The 20,517-nt window shown below is 45.5% G+C and carries 17 protein-coding genes; 13 read left to right on the plus strand and 4 right to left on the minus strand.

Going from position 1 to position 20,517, the window contains the following annotated elements; translation table 11 throughout:
• Positions 1–47: 47 nt before the first annotated feature.
• The 12 genes from L4D05_RS07440 to L4D05_RS07495 all read left to right on the plus strand — a co-directional run bounded on the left by L4D05_RS07440 (position 48) and on the right by L4D05_RS07495 (position 15,753).
• Positions 48–500 carry an acyl-CoA thioesterase gene (locus L4D05_RS07440; RefSeq protein ID WP_428793485.1) on the plus strand — a complete coding sequence of 151 codons (453 nt, stop codon included), beginning with the start codon at positions 48–50 and terminating at the stop codon, positions 498–500.
• A gap of 76 nt (positions 501–576) precedes the next feature.
• Entirely contained in the window at positions 577–1,155 is a 579-nt protein-coding gene (locus tag L4D05_RS07445; protein ID WP_428793567.1) for an outer membrane lipoprotein carrier protein LolA, read from the plus strand.
• Complete coding sequence (locus L4D05_RS07450; protein WP_428793486.1) at positions 1,127–3,499, plus strand: MMPL family transporter; 2,373 nt, start codon at positions 1,127–1,129, stop codon at positions 3,497–3,499. Before L4D05_RS07445 ends, L4D05_RS07450 begins: the two co-directional genes overlap by 29 nt.
• Positions 3,496–4,170 carry a DUF3261 domain-containing protein gene (locus tag L4D05_RS07455; RefSeq protein WP_428793487.1) on the plus strand — a complete coding sequence of 225 codons (675 nt, stop codon included), beginning with the start codon at positions 3,496–3,498 and terminating at the stop codon, positions 4,168–4,170. The genes L4D05_RS07450 and L4D05_RS07455 overlap by 4 nt, the downstream gene beginning before the upstream one ends.
• Before the next feature lie 6 nt (positions 4,171–4,176).
• Positions 4,177–5,382 carry a beta-ketoacyl-[acyl-carrier-protein] synthase family protein gene (locus L4D05_RS07460; protein WP_428793488.1) on the plus strand — a complete coding sequence of 402 codons (1,206 nt, stop codon included), beginning with the start codon at positions 4,177–4,179 and terminating at the stop codon, positions 5,380–5,382.
• Complete coding sequence (locus L4D05_RS07465; RefSeq protein WP_428793489.1) at positions 5,375–5,839, plus strand: hotdog family protein; 465 nt, start codon at positions 5,375–5,377, stop codon at positions 5,837–5,839. The genes L4D05_RS07460 and L4D05_RS07465 overlap by 8 nt, the downstream gene beginning before the upstream one ends.
• On the plus strand, positions 5,836–6,561 hold the full coding sequence (locus L4D05_RS07470) for a 3-ketoacyl-ACP reductase FabG2 (protein WP_428751648.1): 726 nt from the start codon (positions 5,836–5,838) through the stop codon (positions 6,559–6,561). The genes L4D05_RS07465 and L4D05_RS07470 overlap by 4 nt, the downstream gene beginning before the upstream one ends.
• Positions 6,558–7,781, plus strand: coding sequence for a beta-ketoacyl-ACP synthase (locus tag L4D05_RS07475; protein WP_428793490.1), 1,224 nt, complete (start codon positions 6,558–6,560; stop codon positions 7,779–7,781). Before L4D05_RS07470 ends, L4D05_RS07475 begins: the two co-directional genes overlap by 4 nt.
• Before the next feature lie 657 nt (positions 7,782–8,438).
• Positions 8,439–10,043: a BCCT family transporter gene (locus L4D05_RS07480; RefSeq protein WP_428793491.1), complete on the plus strand. Its 1,605-nt coding sequence runs from the start codon at positions 8,439–8,441 to the stop codon at positions 10,041–10,043.
• Positions 10,044–10,499: 456 nt separating this feature from the next.
• Positions 10,500–10,634: an entericidin EcnAB gene (locus L4D05_RS07485; protein ID WP_428793492.1), complete on the plus strand. Its 135-nt coding sequence runs from the start codon at positions 10,500–10,502 to the stop codon at positions 10,632–10,634.
• A 278-nt stretch (positions 10,635–10,912) separates the two neighbouring features.
• Positions 10,913–11,941 carry an HD domain-containing phosphohydrolase gene (locus tag L4D05_RS07490; RefSeq protein WP_428793493.1) on the plus strand — a complete coding sequence of 343 codons (1,029 nt, stop codon included), beginning with the start codon at positions 10,913–10,915 and terminating at the stop codon, positions 11,939–11,941.
• 128 nt (positions 11,942–12,069) lie between these two features.
• A complete protein-coding gene (locus tag L4D05_RS07495; RefSeq protein ID WP_428793494.1) occupies positions 12,070–15,753 on the plus strand; it encodes a response regulator in 3,684 nt (1,227 codons plus the stop codon).
• A 152-nt stretch (positions 15,754–15,905) separates the two neighbouring features.
• Here L4D05_RS07495 and L4D05_RS07500 read toward each other — a convergent pair whose 3' ends face one another.
• The 4 genes from L4D05_RS07500 to L4D05_RS07515 form a co-directional block, all read right to left on the minus strand.
• Positions 15,906–16,643, minus strand: a complete 738-nt coding sequence (locus tag L4D05_RS07500) for a DsbA family protein (RefSeq protein WP_428793495.1) — start codon at positions 16,641–16,643, stop codon at positions 15,906–15,908.
• 22 nt (positions 16,644–16,665) lie between these two features.
• Positions 16,666–17,193 (minus strand): protein disulfide oxidoreductase, encoded by a 528-nt coding sequence (locus tag L4D05_RS07505; RefSeq protein ID WP_428751640.1) that lies wholly within the window; start codon positions 17,191–17,193, stop codon positions 16,666–16,668.
• The gene (locus L4D05_RS07510; protein WP_428793496.1) at positions 17,193–19,409 is read right to left on the minus strand and encodes a protein-disulfide reductase DsbD family protein; all 2,217 of its coding nucleotides are present in this window, start codon (positions 19,407–19,409) and stop codon (positions 17,193–17,195) included. Before L4D05_RS07510 ends, L4D05_RS07505 begins: the two co-directional genes overlap by 1 nt.
• A gap of 79 nt (positions 19,410–19,488) precedes the next feature.
• Positions 19,489–19,986 (minus strand): hypothetical protein, encoded by a 498-nt coding sequence (locus L4D05_RS07515; RefSeq protein WP_428793497.1) that lies wholly within the window; start codon positions 19,984–19,986, stop codon positions 19,489–19,491.
• Between the two features lie 312 nt (positions 19,987–20,298).
• Here L4D05_RS07515 and L4D05_RS07520 point away from each other — a divergent pair, with 312 nt between their 5' ends.
• A complete protein-coding gene (locus L4D05_RS07520; RefSeq protein ID WP_428751637.1) occupies positions 20,299–20,517 on the plus strand; it encodes a hypothetical protein in 219 nt (72 codons plus the stop codon).

Genomic DNA, 20,517 nt, shown 5'->3' on the forward strand with positions numbered 1-20,517 from the left:
TCATTGTTTAATTTAGCTCATCAGTTTATACAGTATTAGGAAGCACTATGACTGACATCCTACATCCGCTCACATCAGAGGTGAGCATGATTACTTCTTTTCAAGATGCGGATCCCATGGGCGTCATCTATCACGGTAACTTTTTCCGTTTTTTCGAAGAAGCGCGCCGAGTGTTGATGGATAATATTGATTACGATTATCGCGCGATGCAAGCGTCCGGGTTTGCTTGGCCCATCATTGATACCCGAGTGAAGTATGTTAAGGCCATTCCGTTTAATCACGCTATTCGTGTGACGGCAAAACTCACCGAGTGGGAAAACCGTCTGCGTATAGACTACGTCATCTATGACGCCAACAATGGGGCTAGAATGTGTAAAGCACACACGACTCAAGTCGCCGTTTCGATTGATACCGAAGAGATGTGCTTTGCGTCGCCTCGCGTCTTTATCGAAAAAGTCGACTATTGGCATCAACATGGACACCTAGCATATGAGGCTTAACCTGCTCTCACCATTTCGCCTGCCATCGCTGGCAAAGACATTCATACGCAAACATGCCATTTTGGCCGTGCTGCTGATGTTTTCCCCTTTGTCGTTGGCACAAGTCGATAACCTAGCCGATTTGCAACAACAGCTTGCCAAGCATTCGCTGGTACGAGGGGACTTTGAACAACAGCGTCATATCGAAATGTTTGAACAGCCCCTGATCTCATCAGGGCAGTTCACGCTCGATAAAACCAATGGTTTATTATGGCGTCAGCAATCGCCATTTCCTGTCCAGCTTGTCCTGACAAAAGATAAACTTCGCCAGACTTTTGCCGATCAACCAGCTCAAGTCATCACCGCAAAAGACAACCCAATGGCGTTCTATTTTAGCCATATATTCTTGGCGGTGTTTCACGGTGACACCCAACAACTAGAACAACAATTTGAAATGAATTTCACCGCGACTAAAGGACAATGGTCACTGGTCTTGACGCCACGTGCTGCGCCACTCAATTCTGTCTTTGACACCATTTCAATCCGCGGCAAAGACGAACTGGAACAACTCACACTGCAAGAAATTCGCGGCGATAAAACCGACATTATTTTTAGTCATCAACGTTATCAACCAAAGAGCCTAACGGATGCCGAGCAAGCCCAGTTCCAATTTTAGCCAAGCGAGTCGCTTCAGCTTCACGCAAGCACGAGCCTATCAACTGGCTCTATTGTGGTTTGGCGCGGTTCTATTCGCTATCGCTCTACTTATTAAACAGTGGGCGTTTAGCACCGTGTCGCCCATCGAAACCGACATTCTAAAATTACTCCCTGTTAATGAACAAAATCCAGTCGCTGAAAGTGCCTTTAACAAAGTCACGACCAGCATGAGTGACAAGGTCGTTTTTGTTCTCTCGGAAAAAAATTCGTCGGCGGATAGCGCAGCACTATATCAAGCGGCTGAAACCTTTGCCGACCAACTTCAACAGAGCCAGTACTTTGCCACTGTGACGGCGAGAATAGATGACAATCAGCAACAGCAATGGGCGAAATATTACTTTCAACACCGTTGGCAACAGCTGACAAACACTCAGCGAGAGCGACTAGAACACAACCCTAGCGCGCAAACACAACGCGTTATTCAGGCCGTGTACAATCCTTTCTCTGGTGTGACAGGACAAGAGTTAGAAAACGACCCCTTTTTGCTGTTTCGAGATTATTTAAGTCAAATCAGTCATTCGTCCTCTTCCTTTGTCTTAACGCAAGGTTACTTATCAACGCAATACCAAGACAAAACTTACCTGCTGATTAGCGCTGAACTCAACGATTCCCCCTACAGCATGCAGGCACAACACGTGGTGCCACTTATCGAACAATGGCAGCAAGACATCGCGCAACATTACGATGTAGAAATTGCTCATACTGGGGTGCTTTTTTATGCCGATTTTGGTACGCGAAGTGCGAAATCTGAGATCAGTACCATCGGTGTGTTCTCATTATTAGGGGTGGTTTTGCTCATTGGTTTGGTGTTTCGCAGCCTCACTCCATTGGCGTTGGCCTTACTGTCGGTATCAATGGGGCTTGTCGTTGCAATGGCAGTCACAACCTTCATTTTTGGACGAATACACTTATTTAGTTTGGTGTTTGGCGCCAGCTTAATTGGCGTGTCTATCGACTACGCCTTTCATTTCCTCACAGATCGCTTAGCGGCGGGAAACAAATGGGATAGCCTTAAAGGGCTAAAACACATATTCATTGCCATCACCTTGGGTCTTGCCACCAGCTTGATTGGCTACTTAGGTTTACTTATCGCCCCATTCCCCGGTTTACAACAGCTGGCTTTATTTTCGGCAATAGGACTTATCTCTGCCTACATCACGGTGGTGGCTTGGTATCCTATTTTAGCAAAGTCGCCAAGCAAACCACGCCAACTTCCGGGTAAGATATTAAGTCAAAAATGGCTCTCTTGCTGGCAAAGTCGCGCGGTGTCATGGGGCTTACCCTTCGCAACGCTCGCACTTAGTGCACTGATGATGACGCAGGTACGCTACAACGATGACATTCATCAGCTGCAAGCCATGCCCCAAACCCTAAAGCAGCAAGAAACGCTCATCGCAACGTTAACAGGCATGCAGTCATCTCAACAAATGTTAGTGGTAACTGCCGACGATAACGAATCACTGCTGCAATCGTTAGAATCCATAGAAACGCAACTCAACGAATGGCAACAATCACAAGTGATTAGCGGCTATCAAAGCTTGCACCGTTACCTCCCCTCCCAACAAAGGCAGGCCGAGGACTTTGCGCTCATTCAATCGCTCTACAGCACTCAAGCCGAAACACTGGCTAAATCGTTGCATCTTACGCACGTTCCTAACATAGTCGAGCAGCCAGAGCTCATCACCTTACGCGACTACCTTCAGCATCCTGTGTCGGAGCCTTTACGATTTTTATATCTAGGTGATATCGACGGACAAATGGCCTCGGTTATTTTACTTAAAGATGTCTCTAATGCTGATGCTATTAAAGCGCTCGCACAACAAAACCATCACATCACCTATCTCAATAAAGCAGAAGAAGTGTCGGTGTTATTTGGGCAATACCGCATAAAAATCATGGAGCTCCTTGCCCTGGCAACCCTAGCAATTGCTCTGGTTTTGGTATGGCGATATGGTGCTAAACGTAGCATTCGCATCCTACTGCCATCACTCATCGCTTGTCTTGCAGGACTGGCGGTAACCGTTGCAACAGGCAGCGAATTAAACTTATTTAACCTGTTAGCCTTGGTGTTAATTATCGGCATTGGCATTGATTACACCCTGTTTTTTGCAGAACAGCAGCGCTGCCATAGCACGTTACTTGCTATCACTTTATCTGCCATCACCACGCTGTTGTCGTTTGGTTTATTGTCGCTAAGTGATACACACGCCATTCACAGTTTTGGTATTACTGTTCTCACGGGTATCTTCATTGCTTGGTTGCTGTCCCCGCTCGCCATCAATGATGACAAGGAGCCTCAATGACACTAAGCATATTTTCTCCTTTGGGCTGGATAACCACACTAACGCACAACCTCAGGCGGCGCTTTTGGCGCGGGTTCGTGCTGTTACTCACCCTTTCTAGTATCACGGGTTGTGCGCTAACGCCTCAAAACGCTTCGACGCAAGTACAACTAAAACCCGGTACTCGTGTCACTCTACCGACACCGGCAGAACTGGGTTATCAACTCTCAGCAAGCCAGTTAATTAGCGCGACTTGGCATAGTGAAAAAGGACAGGAATCTTCCCAGCTTCCAGTGCAGCTGCAAGTCGATAAAAACCAACTGGTATTAGCTGGGTTCTCATCTTGGGGAACGCGGATTATGTCACTTACCTACCAAGATGATGACATTCAAGCGAGCGTGCTCAGCGGACTGGAAAATACCTTGCCAGAGCCAGAACAGATCTTATTTAATTTGATGGTAACGCTCTGGCCGCAAAGTGCTTGGGAAGCCCCATTAAATGCGATAGAGTGGCGTATCATCGACTCGAAAAATCAGCGCCAACTCATTGATGAAACAGGCACAACCGTCATCAACATTCGTTACGAGAGCCATGATCCTCTGCAAGGTAAAATTTATTTTGAACACCAGCAACTGGGGTACTCTATCGTAATCCAAACGCTCAATTTTCAACTCAACGACAACGAACAATAAATAAGCATGAAGCGAACTAATCCCTCAACTCCGATATTTATCCATGACTGCGGATTTCACTCTGCACTCGGCAACACACCACTCAGTGTGCAACAAGGCTTGTCACAGGGTCACTGCCCTCATATGGAACCGGCGGAAAATTTGCTAAACAGTGGGAAGTCGACCGTTGTCGGCCGTGTAAAAGAAGCGCTGCCTGCGCTTCCCTCACATTTGCTTCAGTTTGACTCAAGAAATAATCGCCTTGCCCTTTCTGCCTTACAGCAAATCGAGACGAGCGTACGCGCGGCAATAACACGCTATGGCTCAGAGAGAGTCGCAGTCATTGTCGGCACCAGTACATCCGGTATCTCTGATGGTGAAGCAGGCTACGCAGAAAAATTATCAACTGGCGACTTTCCTCGTGATTACCACTATCGTAAACAAGAGCTTGGAAACGGCAGTGACTTTATCGCTCACTATTTCAACCTCACCGGCCCATGTTATTCCATTTCTACCGCATGTTCTTCAAGCGGACGGGTGTTTATCAGTGCTAAGCGGCTATTAAAATCAGGACTGGTTGACGCCGTTATTGTCGGTGGCGTCGATACCCTTTGCGCGCTAACACTCAACGGTTTTAATAGCTTAGAGGCGCTCTCTAGCACCTTATGCCGCCCGTTTGATGAAAACCGTAATGGCATCAACATTGGTGAATCCGCTGCCTTTATGCTGCTGTCTAAAGAGCGCCCCACCACACGTGAACCTGCTATTGCTTTGTTGGGGGCTGGCGACAGTTCTGATGCTCATCATATTTCCGCCCCTCACCCTGAGGGAGACGGCGCTGAGCAGGCCATGCTAAAATCACTCGCAGACGCGCAATTGCAACCCAACGATATTGGCTACATCAATGCGCATGGTACCGCGACACCACTTAATGACAGTATGGAAAGCAAAGCGATTGCTCGCATCTTCGGTCAGTCAGTACCGGTAAGCTCTACCAAACCGTTGACGGGGCATACTCTGGGAGCAGCAAGTGCAACAGAAGCTGCGATTGCTTGGCACATGCTGAAATATGATTTGTCGTTGCCCAAACAACAGTGCCAACACAAAGCAGAGGATATTGATGTGGATTTAGTAGAATCCGATATCAAGCTAAATGGTAAAGCTATTTTGAGTAACTCTTTCGCCTTTGGTGGCAACAATGTCAGTCTAATTTTTGGAGTATGCCATGACTAGCTTCCCCCCAATTGAGCAACTCCTCCCCCACGATGCGCCGATGATTTTAGTGGATCGTGTTATCGATGTTCAAGACGAGTCCGTTCACTGCCAAGTCGATATTGGCGATCATCATTTGTTTTTTGATCCCGCGACTCAAACAACGCCAGCGTATGTGGGCATAGAATTTATGGCTCAATCAGTGGCTGCGTGGTCTGGTTTTCATGCCAAGAGCAAAGGGGAAACCCCGCCTATCGGTTTTCTATTAGGAAGCCGACGATATCAAGTCGACTATGAGCATTTTAAACAAGGTCAAACGCTAGATATCCATGCAGAAAAGGTGATCGAAGACAGTGGCATGGCAGTATTTTCAGCTCGCCTTGAGTTGAATGGCGAACAAATCGCGTCATGCCAACTCAATGTTTATGTGCCGTCAGAACAGAAATTAAAAGAAATGAAAAATAGGAAACCCCAATGAGCCGACAAGTATTAGTCACCGGTGCCAGTAAAGGTATCGGTCAAGCGATTGCCATCCAACTTGCCAGTGATGGGTTTACCATCGCCGTGCATTACATGGGGGACGAACAAGGCGCGCAACACACACTTTCGACCATTGAAGCAAACGGCGGCAAAGGCCGATTAATTCAATTTGATATTAGTGACCGCAAGCAATGTCGCGAGCGCCTTGAAGCCGATATAGACCAACATGGTGCCTACTACGGTGTCGTGAATAACGCCGGCATCACAAGAGACACCGCTTTCCCTGCGATGACAGAAGAAGAATGGGATGGCGTTATTCATACCAACTTAGACAGTTTCTATAATGTGCTTCACCCGTGTGTGATGCCTATGGTGCAAAAACGCAAAGGCGGCCGAATTGTCACGCTCGCTTCTGTTTCTGGCATTATGGGCAATCGCGGTCAAACCAATTACAGCGCGGCCAAAGCAGGCGTCATTGGCGCAACAAAGTCACTCGCACTCGAACTTGCAAAACGCAAAATCACCGTTAACTGCGTTGCTCCGGGCTTAATTGATACTGGTATGGTCGATGAGCATGTGAAAGAACATGCCATGCCACAGATCCCATTGCGCCGCATGGGTGAACCAGAAGAAGTCGCCGGGCTGGTTAGCTACCTTATGTCGGACATCGCTTCCTATGTCACCCGCCAAGTTATTTCGGTAAATGGAGGTTTAGTATGAACCGCCGCGTTGTTGTCACTGGCATGTCGGGCGTTACCGCATTTGGAAACGACTGGGCATCAATAGAGCCTAAATTGCGCGCGTGTGAAAACGCCACGCAATATATGCCATCCTATGAGCAATATGATGGGCTAAATACCAAGTTAGCCGCACCCATTGACCACTTTGAATTGCCTAAGCATTACAAGCGCAAGCAAGTTCGTGGTATGGGTCGGGTATCTAAGCTGGCGACTGTCGCCACCGAAAATGCGTTAATTCAATCCGGACTGTTGGGTAATGAAGTACTCACTAACGGCCAAACGGGGATCGCCTACGGGTCCTCAACGGGCAGTACCGATGCCATTGGTGCCTTTGGTGTCATGCTCAATGAAAAGAGCACACGAGCCATTACCGCCACCACTTATGTACAAATGATGCCGCACACCACTGCCGTTAACGTGGGGCTATTTTTCGGGCTTAAAGGACGCGTTATTCCTACCAGTAGTGCGTGCACCTCTGGCAGTCAAGCGATTGGCTATGCGTATGAAGCAGTGAAGCACGGCTATCAAACCGTTATGGTCGCAGGGGGTGGTGAAGAGCTTTGCCCAACAGAATCCGCCGTTTTTGACACCTTGTTTGCCACAAGCCTAAAAAATGACGCGCCGAAATCAACACCTAGCCCTTATGATTCAAGCCGCGATGGTCTTGTTATTGGCGAAGGCGCAGGAACGTTAGTTTTAGAAGAATATGAACACGCCGTCGCTCGTGGCGCGACGATTTACGCAGAAATTATTGGCTTTGCCAGTAACTGCGACGCCGCCCATGTGACGCAACCACAGATGGAAACCATGCAAATATGCATGGAAATGGCACTACAAAACGCCAACCTATCACCAGAAAAAATTGATTATGTCTCTGCCCACGGAACCGCAACCGAGCGTGGTGACATTGCAGAAAGTAATGCTACGGCTAATGTCTTTGGCGCGGTTCCTATTAGCTCTCTGAAAAGCTACTTCGGCCACACGTTAGGTGCTTGTGGCGCAATTGAAGCATGGCTTGGGTTAGAAATGATGCACACTGGCTGGTTTAACCCAACCTTGAACCTCAATACGCTCGACGAACAATGCGGGAAGTTAGACTACATCACAGGCACAGGTCGTGAACTCAATGCCACCTATCTGATGAGCAACAACTTTGCGTTTGGTGGTATTAACACTTCAATCATTTTTAAGAAAATCTAACGCTCACCCACAAACACGTAAACGGGTATTCAACGCCAGTTTACGTGTTTTATCTTAGGTACCTAACGATACCATCATCCATGCTTTGATACTGAACACCATATTTCAACGTTAACCCCACCGTACATTTTGCTTTGACATCAAAGCAATTAACGAGTTGCCATTGGTATTTGCGCGACTTAACCTAGCTCACTAGTCAGCATATTAACGCTAATTTCACCTGTCATTCATTGTATAATTGTTACTAACAAAGCCGCGCTTAAACTCCCTGATCACTTTGCATTAACAAAAACCACGCGCAACCCGTTGAAAACAATGCATCCACACACATAACCAAAACCATTGCTGGCACATTGATATTGTAAATTTATATGTCACACCAACAACCCAAAAGCACCTCTTATGAGTTGAAGCCCTTTCTATATATGCCTTTCGTTGCTATTTTATTCGCACAAAACCTTTAGAGCACTAATTAAAATACCAGGTATGACTGGTCGCTTTTATGTTAGATTACGGCGCTGGGATTGGGCGTGACGTAACGTGACGAGTTCACAAAAAGTGCCGGGGGTTATATAGCACTATCCGTCTAATCAAAGATTAATTAAAAATGGAGTTGGTCGTTGTATCCGTGCATTCGGATATACAAACCTCATTACTATGAGTTTTAAATCAAAAAAATACAGTATAGATTCTACCGACTATCAGGTTGGTCAAGACAACATCACTAAATGGGGGATGGACGTTCACAACACCGTATTTACGGCGTCGGCAGGTTTATCCATTCTCTTTATCATCACACTTTTAGTGCTTTCACCTGCCGACGCCAAAGCGGCCATCGATGCAGTTAAAGCAGCCGCGCTCTCTAAATTTGACTTCGTCTTCATGTGGGGAGCAAACATACTGCTACTATTCGCCATTGGTATCGCTTTTTCACCTTTAGGTAAAATCCGCTTAGGGGGTGACGAGGCGACAACTGATTACTCCACTCTGTCTTGGATTTCTATGCTATTTGCCGCGGGTATGGGCATTGGACTGATATTTTGGGGGGTCGCCGAGCCAACCGCATTTTTCACCAATTGGTTTGGCACCCCGTTAAATGTCGAGGCGTATACTTCTGAAGGTCGTGAGCTGGCACTGGGCGCTGCAGTATTTCACTGGGGGTTCCACGCTTGGGCCATCTATGGCATGACAGCGCTCTCTCTGGCCTATTTTGTTTATAACAAAGGGCTACCGCTTTCAATGCGCTCGGTGTTTTACCCACTACTTGGCGAAAGGGTTTGGGGTAAGATTGGTGATGCCATTGATGTTATGGCTGTGTTAGTCATTTTATTTGGACTCGCGACTTCTCTAGGGTTGGGCGGCTCGCAAGCTGCAAGCGGTATAAGCCACGTATTCGGCCTTGAGAATAGTCTTTTCCTGCAACTGTCCGTTATCCTCGTGATCATGGGTTTAGCCATTGTTTCAGTGATTCGTGGGATGGATGGTGGCGTTAAAGTGTTGAGTAACCTCAACATGATTATCGCTTTTGTGTTCCTTGGTTTTCTCGCCATCCTTAACTTCACCACTGTATTCAACTCCTTAACGACAGCGGTGGTGGGCTATGTAAAAAACATCATTCCACTGAGTCAAAGTTCTGGACGAGAAGACACAACATGGTTACATGGTTGGACCGTGTTTTATTGGGCTTGGTGGGTTGCTTACGCACCATTTTTTGGCATGTTTGTCGCCCGAATCTCAAAAGGTCGCACCATCCGTGAGTTTTTGGTTTGCGTCATGGTTGTGCCAACCTTAGTCACCACGGCATGGATGTCTTTCTTTGGCGGCATCGCTATCCAACAGATCATTGATAAGGTTGGACATCTCGGCGTCGAACAAGGCATTAGTGATGTGTCATTAAGCTTGTTCTATATGCTAGACGCCTATCCAATTGGCAATGTACTTTCAATCATTGCGGTTGCGCTGATCATTGTCTTCTTTGTTACCACCCTTGATTCTGGCTCTATCGTTGTCGATAGTATGACCGCGGGTGGAAAATTGGAGCTGCCAATTAAACAAAAAGTGGTATGGGCGTTTATCTCTGCCGTCATTGCAATGGTAATGCTATGGATTGGTGGAACGGACTCTATTCAGGCGCTGCAATCCATTACTATTATCGCAGCCCTGCCGTTTACGTTGATTCTAATTCTCGGTGCAATCAGCTTAGTGAAAGCCTTATTGACTGAGGTCGAGCAACCCAAAGTCACCGAAAGCAAATCGGCTTAGGGTTTAACCTAGAATTAAGGCTTATCAACAGCATTTGTTGATAAGCCTGAGCCAGTATTAATTATCTTCTCCGCACTTTTCACATTCATTATACGTACGTTCACCTTCACTGATCACAACGTAGTCTTGCACACACTTTTCACAAAGTGCCGGCTTTGGGTAAGCTTTTTTGGCGCGCTTATCGCCCTCAACGGTATAGTACTTTCTCATCTTCTTTGCACAACCACATCCAATTATCGTTAACCGCTATGGGTTTATTTAGCCAAGATTATACAAGCTTCTCACCTTGATTAAAGCGTGGGTAAATGAAAGGCAGTGTCGTATAGAAACTAGAAACGACTCGCTCGGGTCTACCGCTATTGCGGTATGTGTGTCTCAGTTGCCATCACGCAATAAGACCTAATTCATAACTTTTGATATTGTTCGTGCTTAGACAAATACATTGAGGCTCTAGAAATGAAAAACTTGCTATTACTTATTGCGATCACATTTTTCATTAGTGGCTGCTCCAATACATGGAATGGAGTGAAAGATGATTCTTCTAAGATATGGAATGACACCAAAGAAGCCGTCCATGAAGCCACTGAGTAACACCGATGGCGTGCTTTATCACGGCAAAAAAAGCTACAAACAATGTTGTGGCATAAGCGCGATCAAGACAATCTGGTTCACCGCTGGTTACGAGAGAAGCTCAAACAATTGGTAAAAAACTAGGCTGGATAGACCAAGCCACTCAATACAGTCGCCACCATGATTAACACCAATTGGAGCTCGCATCACAAATATTCGCTATGTTTTCACAAGCTATTTATTGATTTATCAGCATGTTAGACAATACTTAAGCAAGAGTATAATTGTGGATAATAGAAATGCGCATAGAGAAAAAACAGCACACTATACTGCTTGTTGATGATACGCCTGATAACCTTGACCTGCTCAACGGTGTGCTTGCAGAAAAGTACCAGATAAAAATAGCGACCAGTGGCAAAATCGCCCTAAAGATTGCACACCGCTTACCCAAACCCGATCTCATTTTGCTCGATATCATGATGCCAGAAATGGATGGATACGACGTTTGCCGACAACTTAAGTCTCACCCAGTTACCCAAGATATCCCCGTAATATTTATCACCGCCAAAACTCAAACAGAGGATGAGACCAAAGGGTTTGCCCTTGGCGCCGTCGATTATATTACCAAGCCCATCAGCCCTCCTATCGTCCGAGCTCGTGTCGAAACGCATCTCTTCTTACATAATCAGCGACAAGCCCTTGAGCTCGAAGTGCAAATCCGTACTCAAGAATTACGACAAAACCAATCTGAAATTATTAACTGCTTAGGGCGAGCCGCCGAATTTAAAGACAATGAAACCGGTATGCATGTTATTCGTATGAGTCACTATAGCCGCTTACTCGCCGACGCTATTCATGTAGATCCTAAATGGCGGGATCTGCTGTTTGAAGCCGCGCCAATGCATGATGTCGGTAAAATTGGAATTGCGGACAACATATTACTAAAACCCGATACTCTCAATGACGACGAATGGCATGAAATGAAGCGTCATGTGGACTATGGCGTTGAAATCTTGGGCTCTTATTCGTCACCATTACTTGATTTAGCAAAGGAGATTGCCCAAAACCACCATGAAAAGTGGGATGGCAGTGGTTACCCTAAAGGCATTAGCGGCGAAAATATTCCCCTTTCAGCACGTATCGTCACGATTGCCGATGTATTTGATGCCCTCACAAGTGTCCGCCCCTATAAACGAGCTTGGACAGTAGAAGAGGCATTTCAGTTTATAACTGAACAATCAGGCCAACATTTTGACCCACAATTAGTCGACACTTTTCTCTGTTTAAAAGACGAGATAAATAAAATAAAACAACGATTTAGTGACTAATTTTCGACGAGGTAATTTTGCAACATGGTCGTTTGGCAGCATAACCGTTTGACAGCATAGTCACTCACCATGGGCCCACCACTAACTTACACTCGTACCATACAAGACACAATCAAGGAAGATCTGCCATGCTCTCTAATGACGTACAACGCTCAATCATACGCTCTAACCGTATTGTGGTTGGATTCTTGATTGTGGTTGTCATGCTGTTCAGTATTGGACTAATGGCTTGGGTAAGCCTAAACAAATTATTTAGCTCCGTAGATCGATACGAAGGCGCTGGGCAGCTATTGTTAACATTAGATCGCGCTCGTCTGCACGAGTTATCGTTTACTCGAGATTTGGCCGTAAAAGAATCAGATGTCGCGTTAAATTACATGCAAGAAGCACTCGTACTAGCTAATACCTTTCACCTAGAACGGCAACAAGACAGCTATGGTACTCAGGAACTTATTCATAAAATCTCCCAATACGAAAGCGACTTTGGCAACTATGTCGATCTCAGTTTAAACTTCCTTCAAGAGCGAAATGTGATGGTGCAGAATGCTCGGAAAGCCAGTACATTATCGGACGCTATTCATCGCCTGCAGCTCAAATATATTGACCTAGATAAAATGCGAGTTGATGAGCTTCGCAAAGAGATGAGTGATATTTCAAAAAACTCTGCAACGTCTTACCAACTTTCAGTTTCCGTTGAGTCCGCTCGTAATTTTGCTAAAGACTTTCTTGTCTTTAGCAATAAAAAAGACTATCGCTTAAGCCTAGCTGAACTTAAGAAAATATCTCGCTACTTAGAGCAGCTAAGTTCTAGAGTAAAAGATAAACGTAGCCGAGCACTCCTATCCAAACTCGACCTGCTAGAAAATGAATTCTATGATCGTCTCCATCAATTGGAAAATGTATCTGGACCAAAAGATGTTAGCCTTGATAACCCCCTGATACGCAATTTTGCTATGACCGCGTTTGAACTTGCTCAAGCCTCACTAGACTTAAGAAGCAACGAAACCCTTGTGTTTGAGCTCGCCCAAGAAAAAGTCGCCAATATTCAAAACTTAATGGCGCAGCGCCTCAATATTTCTAAAGAGATCACCGCTCTCATTACAGAAATTGATTCTGCACGCCAAACCGACCGCGATTTTTCTTTAGCCATCAGTGAAGAAGCGAAAAGTATCTACGCTCAGGAAGTCATTTATCTGCTACAAAAAGCATTACACCGAATAGAAATTATTGCGAGTTTGCTGATAGAAAATGATGAAAAACAATTGTTCAAACAGCTTTCACCTGTACTAAAAATGTATTTGGATGATTTCCATCGGGTACAAACGGTTTCCAATCAAACAGACAGTATCGCCAAGCGAATGGTGGAGTCCGCCGTTGAGATTGATGGGGCTATTCTCGATATTCGAAATCGACGCTTTAGTGAAATGTCGCAAGCCAGAGATCTTTCCGCCTACATTTCATATGGCGCGATATTATTCGTTCTCGCCTTAATGATGCTCGGGTATCTCATTCGACGTTCTCATACCGAATTACAAGGTGTCGCACAGGTGTTAGAGCAAGCCAATGACGTGGCACAAAACGCCAACCAAGCTAAATCGGACTTTCTCGCGACAATGAGCCATGAAATTCGCACGCCAATGAATGCCATTATTGGCATGAGCCACCTTGCTTTAGAAACTGAGCTCAATAAAAAGCAGCGCAACTACATCACGAAAGTTCACAGTTCCGCAAAGTCTTTATTAGGGGTGATCAACGACATTCTCGACTTTTCCAAAGTAGAAGCTGGCAAGATTGAACTAGAGTCACTTGAATTCTCTCTTGATGAAGTAATTGAAGACTTTATCAACCTCACCGGAGATCGTGCTCGAGATAAAAACCTCGACCTACTCATCGATATTGACCCCAATGTTCCGACAGTAATGATGGGCGATGCATTACGCTTAAAACAAGTGTTAATCAACCTAGGTACCAATGCTGTTAAATTCACCGAGCAAGGAGAGATCCGAGTTCAAATCCGAACCCTTTCCTACACCAACGGTCACTACACCCTACAGTTCAAAATCATTGACGACGGTATAGGGATGACAGAAAAACAGATCAAAAAACTGTTTCAGTCCTTTAGCCAAGCTGATAGTTCAACAACCCGAAAATATGGTGGTACCGGTCTAGGTCTCGCTATTACCAAAAAACTCGTCACACTCATGGGCGGTGACATCTCTGTTGAGAGTCAACCTAACCAAGGCTCAACTTTTACCTTTACAGCGCAATTCGGCGAAATAATCAAAACTAGCAAAGCCCTCTACCCTTCAGTATTGAGTAGTAAGAAGATTCTACTCGTCGATGACTCGAAAGAAGCGTCTAGAATCATCAATGCCCAACTGCAACGTATGCAATGTGAAGTGCATTGCTTCAGCAACTTATCCGAACTCGCCACGGCGATGCAAGACAAAGCGATTGAAGCTGACCTTGTTCTTTATGACTGGCGCTTCGACAACTTCAACAACATCGACGAAATCTATAAGCTGCGTGAACAGTTCTCTGAATTACTCGTCAGTAAATTGGTCATCTTATCTTCCAAGGGATCGGATGGCATTTCAGAGGCACTTCAAGACACCGATATTATGGTGGCCGATATCCTAGAGAAGCCATTTACTAACTCCTCTTTGGTTGACTTACTTATGAATACTCTGATCTCTAAACAACGCTCCCCTCATCGTCGGAAGCGGGATATTCAAATGAGTAAGGATATTGAAAGTTTAAAAGGGGCCAAGATCCTTCTTGTTGAAGACAATGAGATAAACCAAGAGGTTGCCTGTGAAATACTCGAAATGAACGGCATGTCCGTAGAGATTGCTAGTAACGGTGAAAGTGCTCTGAAAAAACTCGCTACCCATCACTACGACGGCGTGTTAATGGACTGTCAAATGCCAGTGCTTGATGGCTACAAAGCCACAAAACGCGCCCGACAGGAGCTGGGACTTAACAAGTTACCCATTATCGCGCTAACTGCCAATGTTATGGTTGGAGACAAAGAAAAAGTACTCGCAAGTGGCATGAATGATCTCATCGGAAAACCACTTCTGATTGATGAGATGTTTCGAATCATGGCGAAATGGATAACCGTGAATAAAGACGGCACGCCAATCATACCTCCACAACACCGTTCGGTAGAATCGTCTCGTAGTGATGAGCGTCGACAACTGCTGTCTGACTTACAAGCCATTGAAGGGCTACAGTGTCAAAATGGGCTAAAAGCCGCCAGTGAAAACACCGTGCTCTATCTCAAACTATTAAATCAATTTTGTCAGCAATATAGAGGGACAACATTCTCCCTCACGCAGCAAACGCCCAAAAGCTACCAACTGGATATTCACACTTTAAAAGGCGTCTCCGGAAATTTAGGAATGGTGACAATCACAACATTATGCAGTGACATTGAAGCATTATTGTCGAATGTAGGCTCGAGCAACCTTGACTCACTAGAAACAGAGCTTAATGACTGTATTCAAACAATGGTCGAGCAATTAACACCGCTACTGCCGTTTTCCGCCCACACATACTCAACACAGCAAACAACAAGTGATACAGCCAAATCCGTGCCTAACACTCCAACGACAGATAACAGCCAGTTAGAAATGATTATTCAATATGCCGCTGATTTTGATATGAAAGCGATATCTTTACTCGATAACCCTGCTGTCATTGAATCTATTGGACTAAATGAACATCAACAAGCTCTACTGACAACAGCGATGGAACAGTACGACTTTGAAACTATCACACACATTTTAACGCAACACTTGAACCCATAAGGTGCTAGGCGTTCAACGCAATGAGTGGCGGTATAATGAGTGAATGTCACACACCAAATATTCACCACAATGAGACGCTCATTGCCAAAATAAAATGCCCTAAGCATATCGCTCAGGGCATGAGTATTACGTCATCAACTCTCGAACGTTGACTACAGCTTTAGCTCTGCCTCCAGAGCCTGTTTCAATTGTGGGTAAGGCAAATAACCAGGAATAATCTGATCATTAATCACCAATGCTGGCGTACCACGCAAACCTAAATCGGCAAAGAACTGATAATTTCTGTCTAGCACTTCATCAGAGACTTTTGATTTGACTAACTGGCGTTGTGTGCCCGTTTTTTCCGCAATTGCTTTCAACGTGCGCTCATTGTGCAAACGAGGATTAGCCACCAGAAAATCATGTACTTGCTGGTATTTATCTGGCATTTCCCTCCACACATTTAATGCATAACTCGCGGTTGTGTATCCCAATTCATTGTTACGTTCTTTAAGTGGTAGATAAATGTTCACCACCTTAACTTGAGGGTAATCTTTCACTAATTTCTCAAGCTCTTTGTCTAACTTTTTGCAATAAGGACAATTGTAATCGGTCACATTGAGAATGGTTAACTCAGGGGCTTCTATCGCCCCAAAAGCACTATGCACTGCACTATTGGTATGAGGTTGATAGCGTTGTAGTGTTGTACTAACCCCTTGCTGCTGTGCAATAAAAGCCATCAGACTTTGATGAAGGTTATCCACCACTTCCGGATTGTCATGAAGCATTTGGGTGATGTCATTAATTTTTGTCTCTGTTTCACTAGAAACAGGACCCGCAACACTATGTACACTCATTAGACCGAGCAATAAGGCTGTGGCTATCTTTTTCATTTTATTCATTTTATTCATTTTTGTTATCCGTAAAAATAATCTAAAGCATCATCATGCGAGCAAATAAACCCATTGGGGTTGTCACCCCTGTTGTCATCGACTCGATTTTCCCATTGTTGATAATAACGATGGTAGGCGTGACACTAATACTCCAGCTATTCATTAACTCTCCTTTCGGATCGTTAATGTTTGCAAAATCCCTATCTTGGCTCGCCATAAATCGATTCACCCGAGCATCTGAACCAGAGCTAACAGAGACACCAATCACCTTATAGTGATTGCTAAACCAATCAATCGTAGGCGTGACAAACTTACACGCCGGACACCAAGTCGCCCAAAAATAGACGATAACAGGCGCTTGCTTACTTTCTTCCAGCACATCAACCCACTGACCATCTAACGTCTTGCCACTTAAGGCTGGTAAGTCAGACTGAGGCATATCACGAGTACGGTAGCTATCAATGACTATCGTCACCACCACCATAACCATGATTATTGCTGCCCACTCTCGGACATGCCGGCGCCAGCCTTTAACTGACGCCTTATTTGATTTTTTACGAGACCACATCACTGCTCACCTCGCGCCGCCGAAATAGCATTAAGCACAACATCATCAGTCAGAATGACAGGCAAAGGGATGCCTTCTGGCGCACTGGGACCAAACACGATGTTAAAGGGCACACCATATCGGCCATAAAAGCGTAAAAACGCGGTGACGTCATCACTTGGAGTAGTCCAGTCACCTTTCATCGCAATGACATCCGTTTGTTGCAGCGTGTCATAAACCGGTGGTTGGAGAATAACCCCAATTTTGTTGGCCTTGCAGGTAATACACCAATCGGCCGTCACGTCTACAAAAACCACATTGCCAGCGGCTACTTCATCGGTGATCCGAGTGGTCGATAACGACACCCAGTCAGGCTCAGGCGGCAATGGTGTCGCCCAACGTTCTGCTGTCATACTGCCAATAATTAAGCCACCCGCCAGAGCAATGATACTCACCCCACCGAGCAACAGTGCTGCCCTATCGCCATAACAGGCTTTAACACGTAAAAATAACCACACCATTGCTGCTACGGCTAAGGCTCCAATCCAAAACGCTGGTAAGTGATGGCTGAGTAACGATAACAACCAAGTAGACGTTAGCAACATCATCGCACCGAATACGATTTTCACTCGGTTCATCCACGCCCCAGGTTTGGGCAACCACGATACCAAACGCGGAAACATCGCGATGAGGATCCACGGCAACGCCATCCCTAAGCCAAGTGCCGTAAAGATGGCGAATGTCGCACCAGTGCTAGTTGCAAGCGCAAAAGCCACCGCCGTGCCTAAAAATGGCGCAGAACATGGCGTAGCCAAAAGCGTGGCAAACATACCTTGCACAAAATGACCGATATAAGAATTGTCTCCTTTTGTTGCCATCCAGGTGTTCATTGAACTCGGTAAGCGAAGCTCAAATAAACCCAGCATATTGGCACCAAATAACCCGGTGACCAGCACCATAAAAGCGATAAACCCACCACTTTGAAACTGGATGCCCCACCCAATGCTAGACCCTGACCATTTCAACACGGTAATAAATAAAGCCAGTAGCAAAAATGACGTGATTATTCCCATAGATGAGGCAACAAATTGGGCGCGTATTTGCTTTTTCTCTGCCGTTGCAGCGGAAATAACATGGCTCAATTTCATCCCTAATACCGGGAACACACATGGCATAATATTGAGTATCAAACCACCCAACAATGCAAAACCAAGCATCGATAACATAGAAGCAGACGACAAAGAGCTGGCGATGTCATTGCCTGTGATAACTCCGCTATTTACCGTTATCGCTTGCTCCGCTAGTAGGTTTTCATCAATCATCGTGACCAAGATCGAACGTGAATCCAAATCGGGGTCACCTAACCAACTCGTGACCTTAAACGTCGCCACGACTTTATCGCCATCTATATTAATTTTGGGCGATAAAAATGAATAGTCCTCAACCACATCATCCTGACTATCAATCAACAGATCCGGTTTCACCCATCCTCTCGCGTTAAGCACGGTGACTTGAAGCTCTTGACGAGATGCGTCCCAAATGGCATCGACATCATCAATCAAAGGGGACGCTTTAGGCACAAGACTCATCGCTTGCGCATATTGATACATCGCCGTTTCTGATAAGGACAGCTCACTGGGCACAAACGTCATATCAACCGGGAAGTCAGTCAATACACAAACGGTAGTACAGCTTGAAATCGTTGCTGTCGCCGACAAATTGACGGGTGCGTGAATATCGTTAACTTCGATATGCAGTGGGAAGACGACATCGTGTTTATAGCCTAACGTCTCTAAATCCAAAAGTTCGAAACGATGGGGATAAGGCCACTCCCATTTTATCGCCTTGATATTGCTTGATTGTTGCCAGTCCAGGGAAGGAGCAATGCCGCCCTCACCCGGCGATCGCCAATACGTTTTCCAATCACCCGATAAACGGACTTCTAGAAAACCCTCTACGGTTTGAGTTCGCTCATCAACTTGTCCAGTGAGGACTACGCGTGTTTCAACATGTGGATGGACTTCGCTTGTAATCCAGCCAGTCTCCGCGCCTGCCTGCTGATGTTTTATTGATTCGCCTTCGAGCGCAACGCTTGCTGCAATTGAGCTAGCAGACGCAGAAGGAGGGTTAGCTAATGCCAGAGGACTGAGTATTAACGTACTCAAAAACCAAAGGCCAAACACAAATGACGCCAGTCGCTGTACGACGGAGCGCAGGTATGCTGTTTGCTTTTTCATTGATATTCCTAAAATAAAATTACGACGTGTTAAGTTGTGTTAACAACCGAAAACGGAAATGTCTCTTATTCTGGAAGCGTTATTCTTGGAAAGTGCAGTGCCGGAGATGAATCCGATATCGACTAAAAATCGGCGGTGCAAAGGGGACAAACGACATTCTCTGAACACGATAAATACCCAGAGCGAGAAGCGTGACAATAAGGGGAATCAGCCAAAGACTATCAAGATCGAAGATATGGAAACTCAATAACTGGCTAGACAGATGACACTCTTCGCTGGCTTGCTGATTGCCGCCTTGTAGTGGTGAGCTCGTACTCTTAGAGGCTGAACTGTCTAATGACATACTCTCAAGAGCACTGGCGTTCAGCGCGGTATTTAAACCCTGCTGTAGATTTGGCTGTGCGACTACTGGCGTTGTGGCTACGTCACTCCTGTCTTTTAGCGGCGAACACACTTGCAGCACACCACTATTTTGCAACAAACACACAAACAGCACCCAAACCGTTAAGGTCAAAGCGAATTTTGCTTTTTTGTGTAAAGACTTCTCACGAAGATCAGAGAAAAAACGTTGCGTCAAAATGGTTTCGTTACCGTTAGTCAAATGCTAGAGCACGCTCAATATTAAGCGTACGCTAAGATTATGAGCGAGCGGCGACCAGTGTAGAGAACCTCAACCCTTAACTCTAGTGAATTCTTCGCCTTTTTTCATTTGTTAACAATATACACCCACCGCTTGCGGTCATCCCGTTACTCCCCTCATATTCCACTTGTCATTCTTAACGCTCAACAAACACAATAATTCATTTATTGAAATGAATTGTTCCACTTTATGTTATTTGTAGGTATATTAAACAGGCCCAATGTTCATTCTAACCACTGGAGGTCCCCTATGGCTTATTGTCTTAACCCTAACCACGAACAATATTGTCTCATCAACGTCGCGACCTCAGAGGTGATACGGGGTAGTGTTTTTGAACTCGCTCAGCAGCTTGGTTGCCGAGTAGACACGATCCAAGCTTTGCTACTTGGTGGCGAATCAAATAGCGCATACTGGGGAGATAATGGATTTTCGGGTTATCAGCGCCATTTAAGTCTTAATGACAGCTAA

This window comes from Vibrio nomapromontoriensis (assembly GCF_050337205.1).
GTDB classification, from domain to species: Bacteria; Pseudomonadota; Gammaproteobacteria; order Enterobacterales; family Vibrionaceae; genus Vibrio; species Vibrio nomapromontoriensis.

Bases quoted from the DNA above. Each gene is read 5' to 3' on its own strand.
- L4D05_RS07440 (WP_428793485.1), top strand. From the start codon at position 48: ATGACTGACATCCTACATCCGCTCACATCAGAGGTGAGCATGATTACT.
- L4D05_RS07445 (WP_428793567.1), top strand. From the start codon at position 577: ATGTTTTCCCCTTTGTCGTTGGCACAAGTCGATAACCTAGCCGATTTG.
- L4D05_RS07450 (WP_428793486.1), top strand. From the start codon at position 1,127: ATGCCGAGCAAGCCCAGTTCCAATTTTAGCCAAGCGAGTCGCTTCAGC.
- L4D05_RS07455 (WP_428793487.1), top strand. From the start codon at position 3,496: ATGACACTAAGCATATTTTCTCCTTTGGGCTGGATAACCACACTAACG.
- L4D05_RS07460 (WP_428793488.1), top strand. From the start codon at position 4,177: ATGAAGCGAACTAATCCCTCAACTCCGATATTTATCCATGACTGCGGA.
- L4D05_RS07465 (WP_428793489.1), top strand. From the start codon at position 5,375: ATGACTAGCTTCCCCCCAATTGAGCAACTCCTCCCCCACGATGCGCCG.
- L4D05_RS07470 (WP_428751648.1), top strand. From the start codon at position 5,836: ATGAGCCGACAAGTATTAGTCACCGGTGCCAGTAAAGGTATCGGTCAA.
- L4D05_RS07475 (WP_428793490.1), top strand. From the start codon at position 6,558: ATGAACCGCCGCGTTGTTGTCACTGGCATGTCGGGCGTTACCGCATTT.
- L4D05_RS07480 (WP_428793491.1), top strand. From the start codon at position 8,439: ATGAGTTTTAAATCAAAAAAATACAGTATAGATTCTACCGACTATCAG.
- L4D05_RS07485 (WP_428793492.1), top strand. From the start codon at position 10,500: ATGAAAAACTTGCTATTACTTATTGCGATCACATTTTTCATTAGTGGC.
- L4D05_RS07490 (WP_428793493.1), top strand. From the start codon at position 10,913: ATGCGCATAGAGAAAAAACAGCACACTATACTGCTTGTTGATGATACG.
- L4D05_RS07495 (WP_428793494.1), top strand. From the start codon at position 12,070: ATGCTCTCTAATGACGTACAACGCTCAATCATACGCTCTAACCGTATT.
- L4D05_RS07500 (WP_428793495.1), bottom strand. From the start codon at position 16,643: ATGAATAAAATGAATAAAATGAAAAAGATAGCCACAGCCTTATTGCTC.
- L4D05_RS07505 (WP_428751640.1), bottom strand. From the start codon at position 17,193: ATGTGGTCTCGTAAAAAATCAAATAAGGCGTCAGTTAAAGGCTGGCGC.
- L4D05_RS07510 (WP_428793496.1), bottom strand. From the start codon at position 19,409: ATGAAAAAGCAAACAGCATACCTGCGCTCCGTCGTACAGCGACTGGCG.
- L4D05_RS07520 (WP_428751637.1), top strand. From the start codon at position 20,299: ATGGCTTATTGTCTTAACCCTAACCACGAACAATATTGTCTCATCAAC.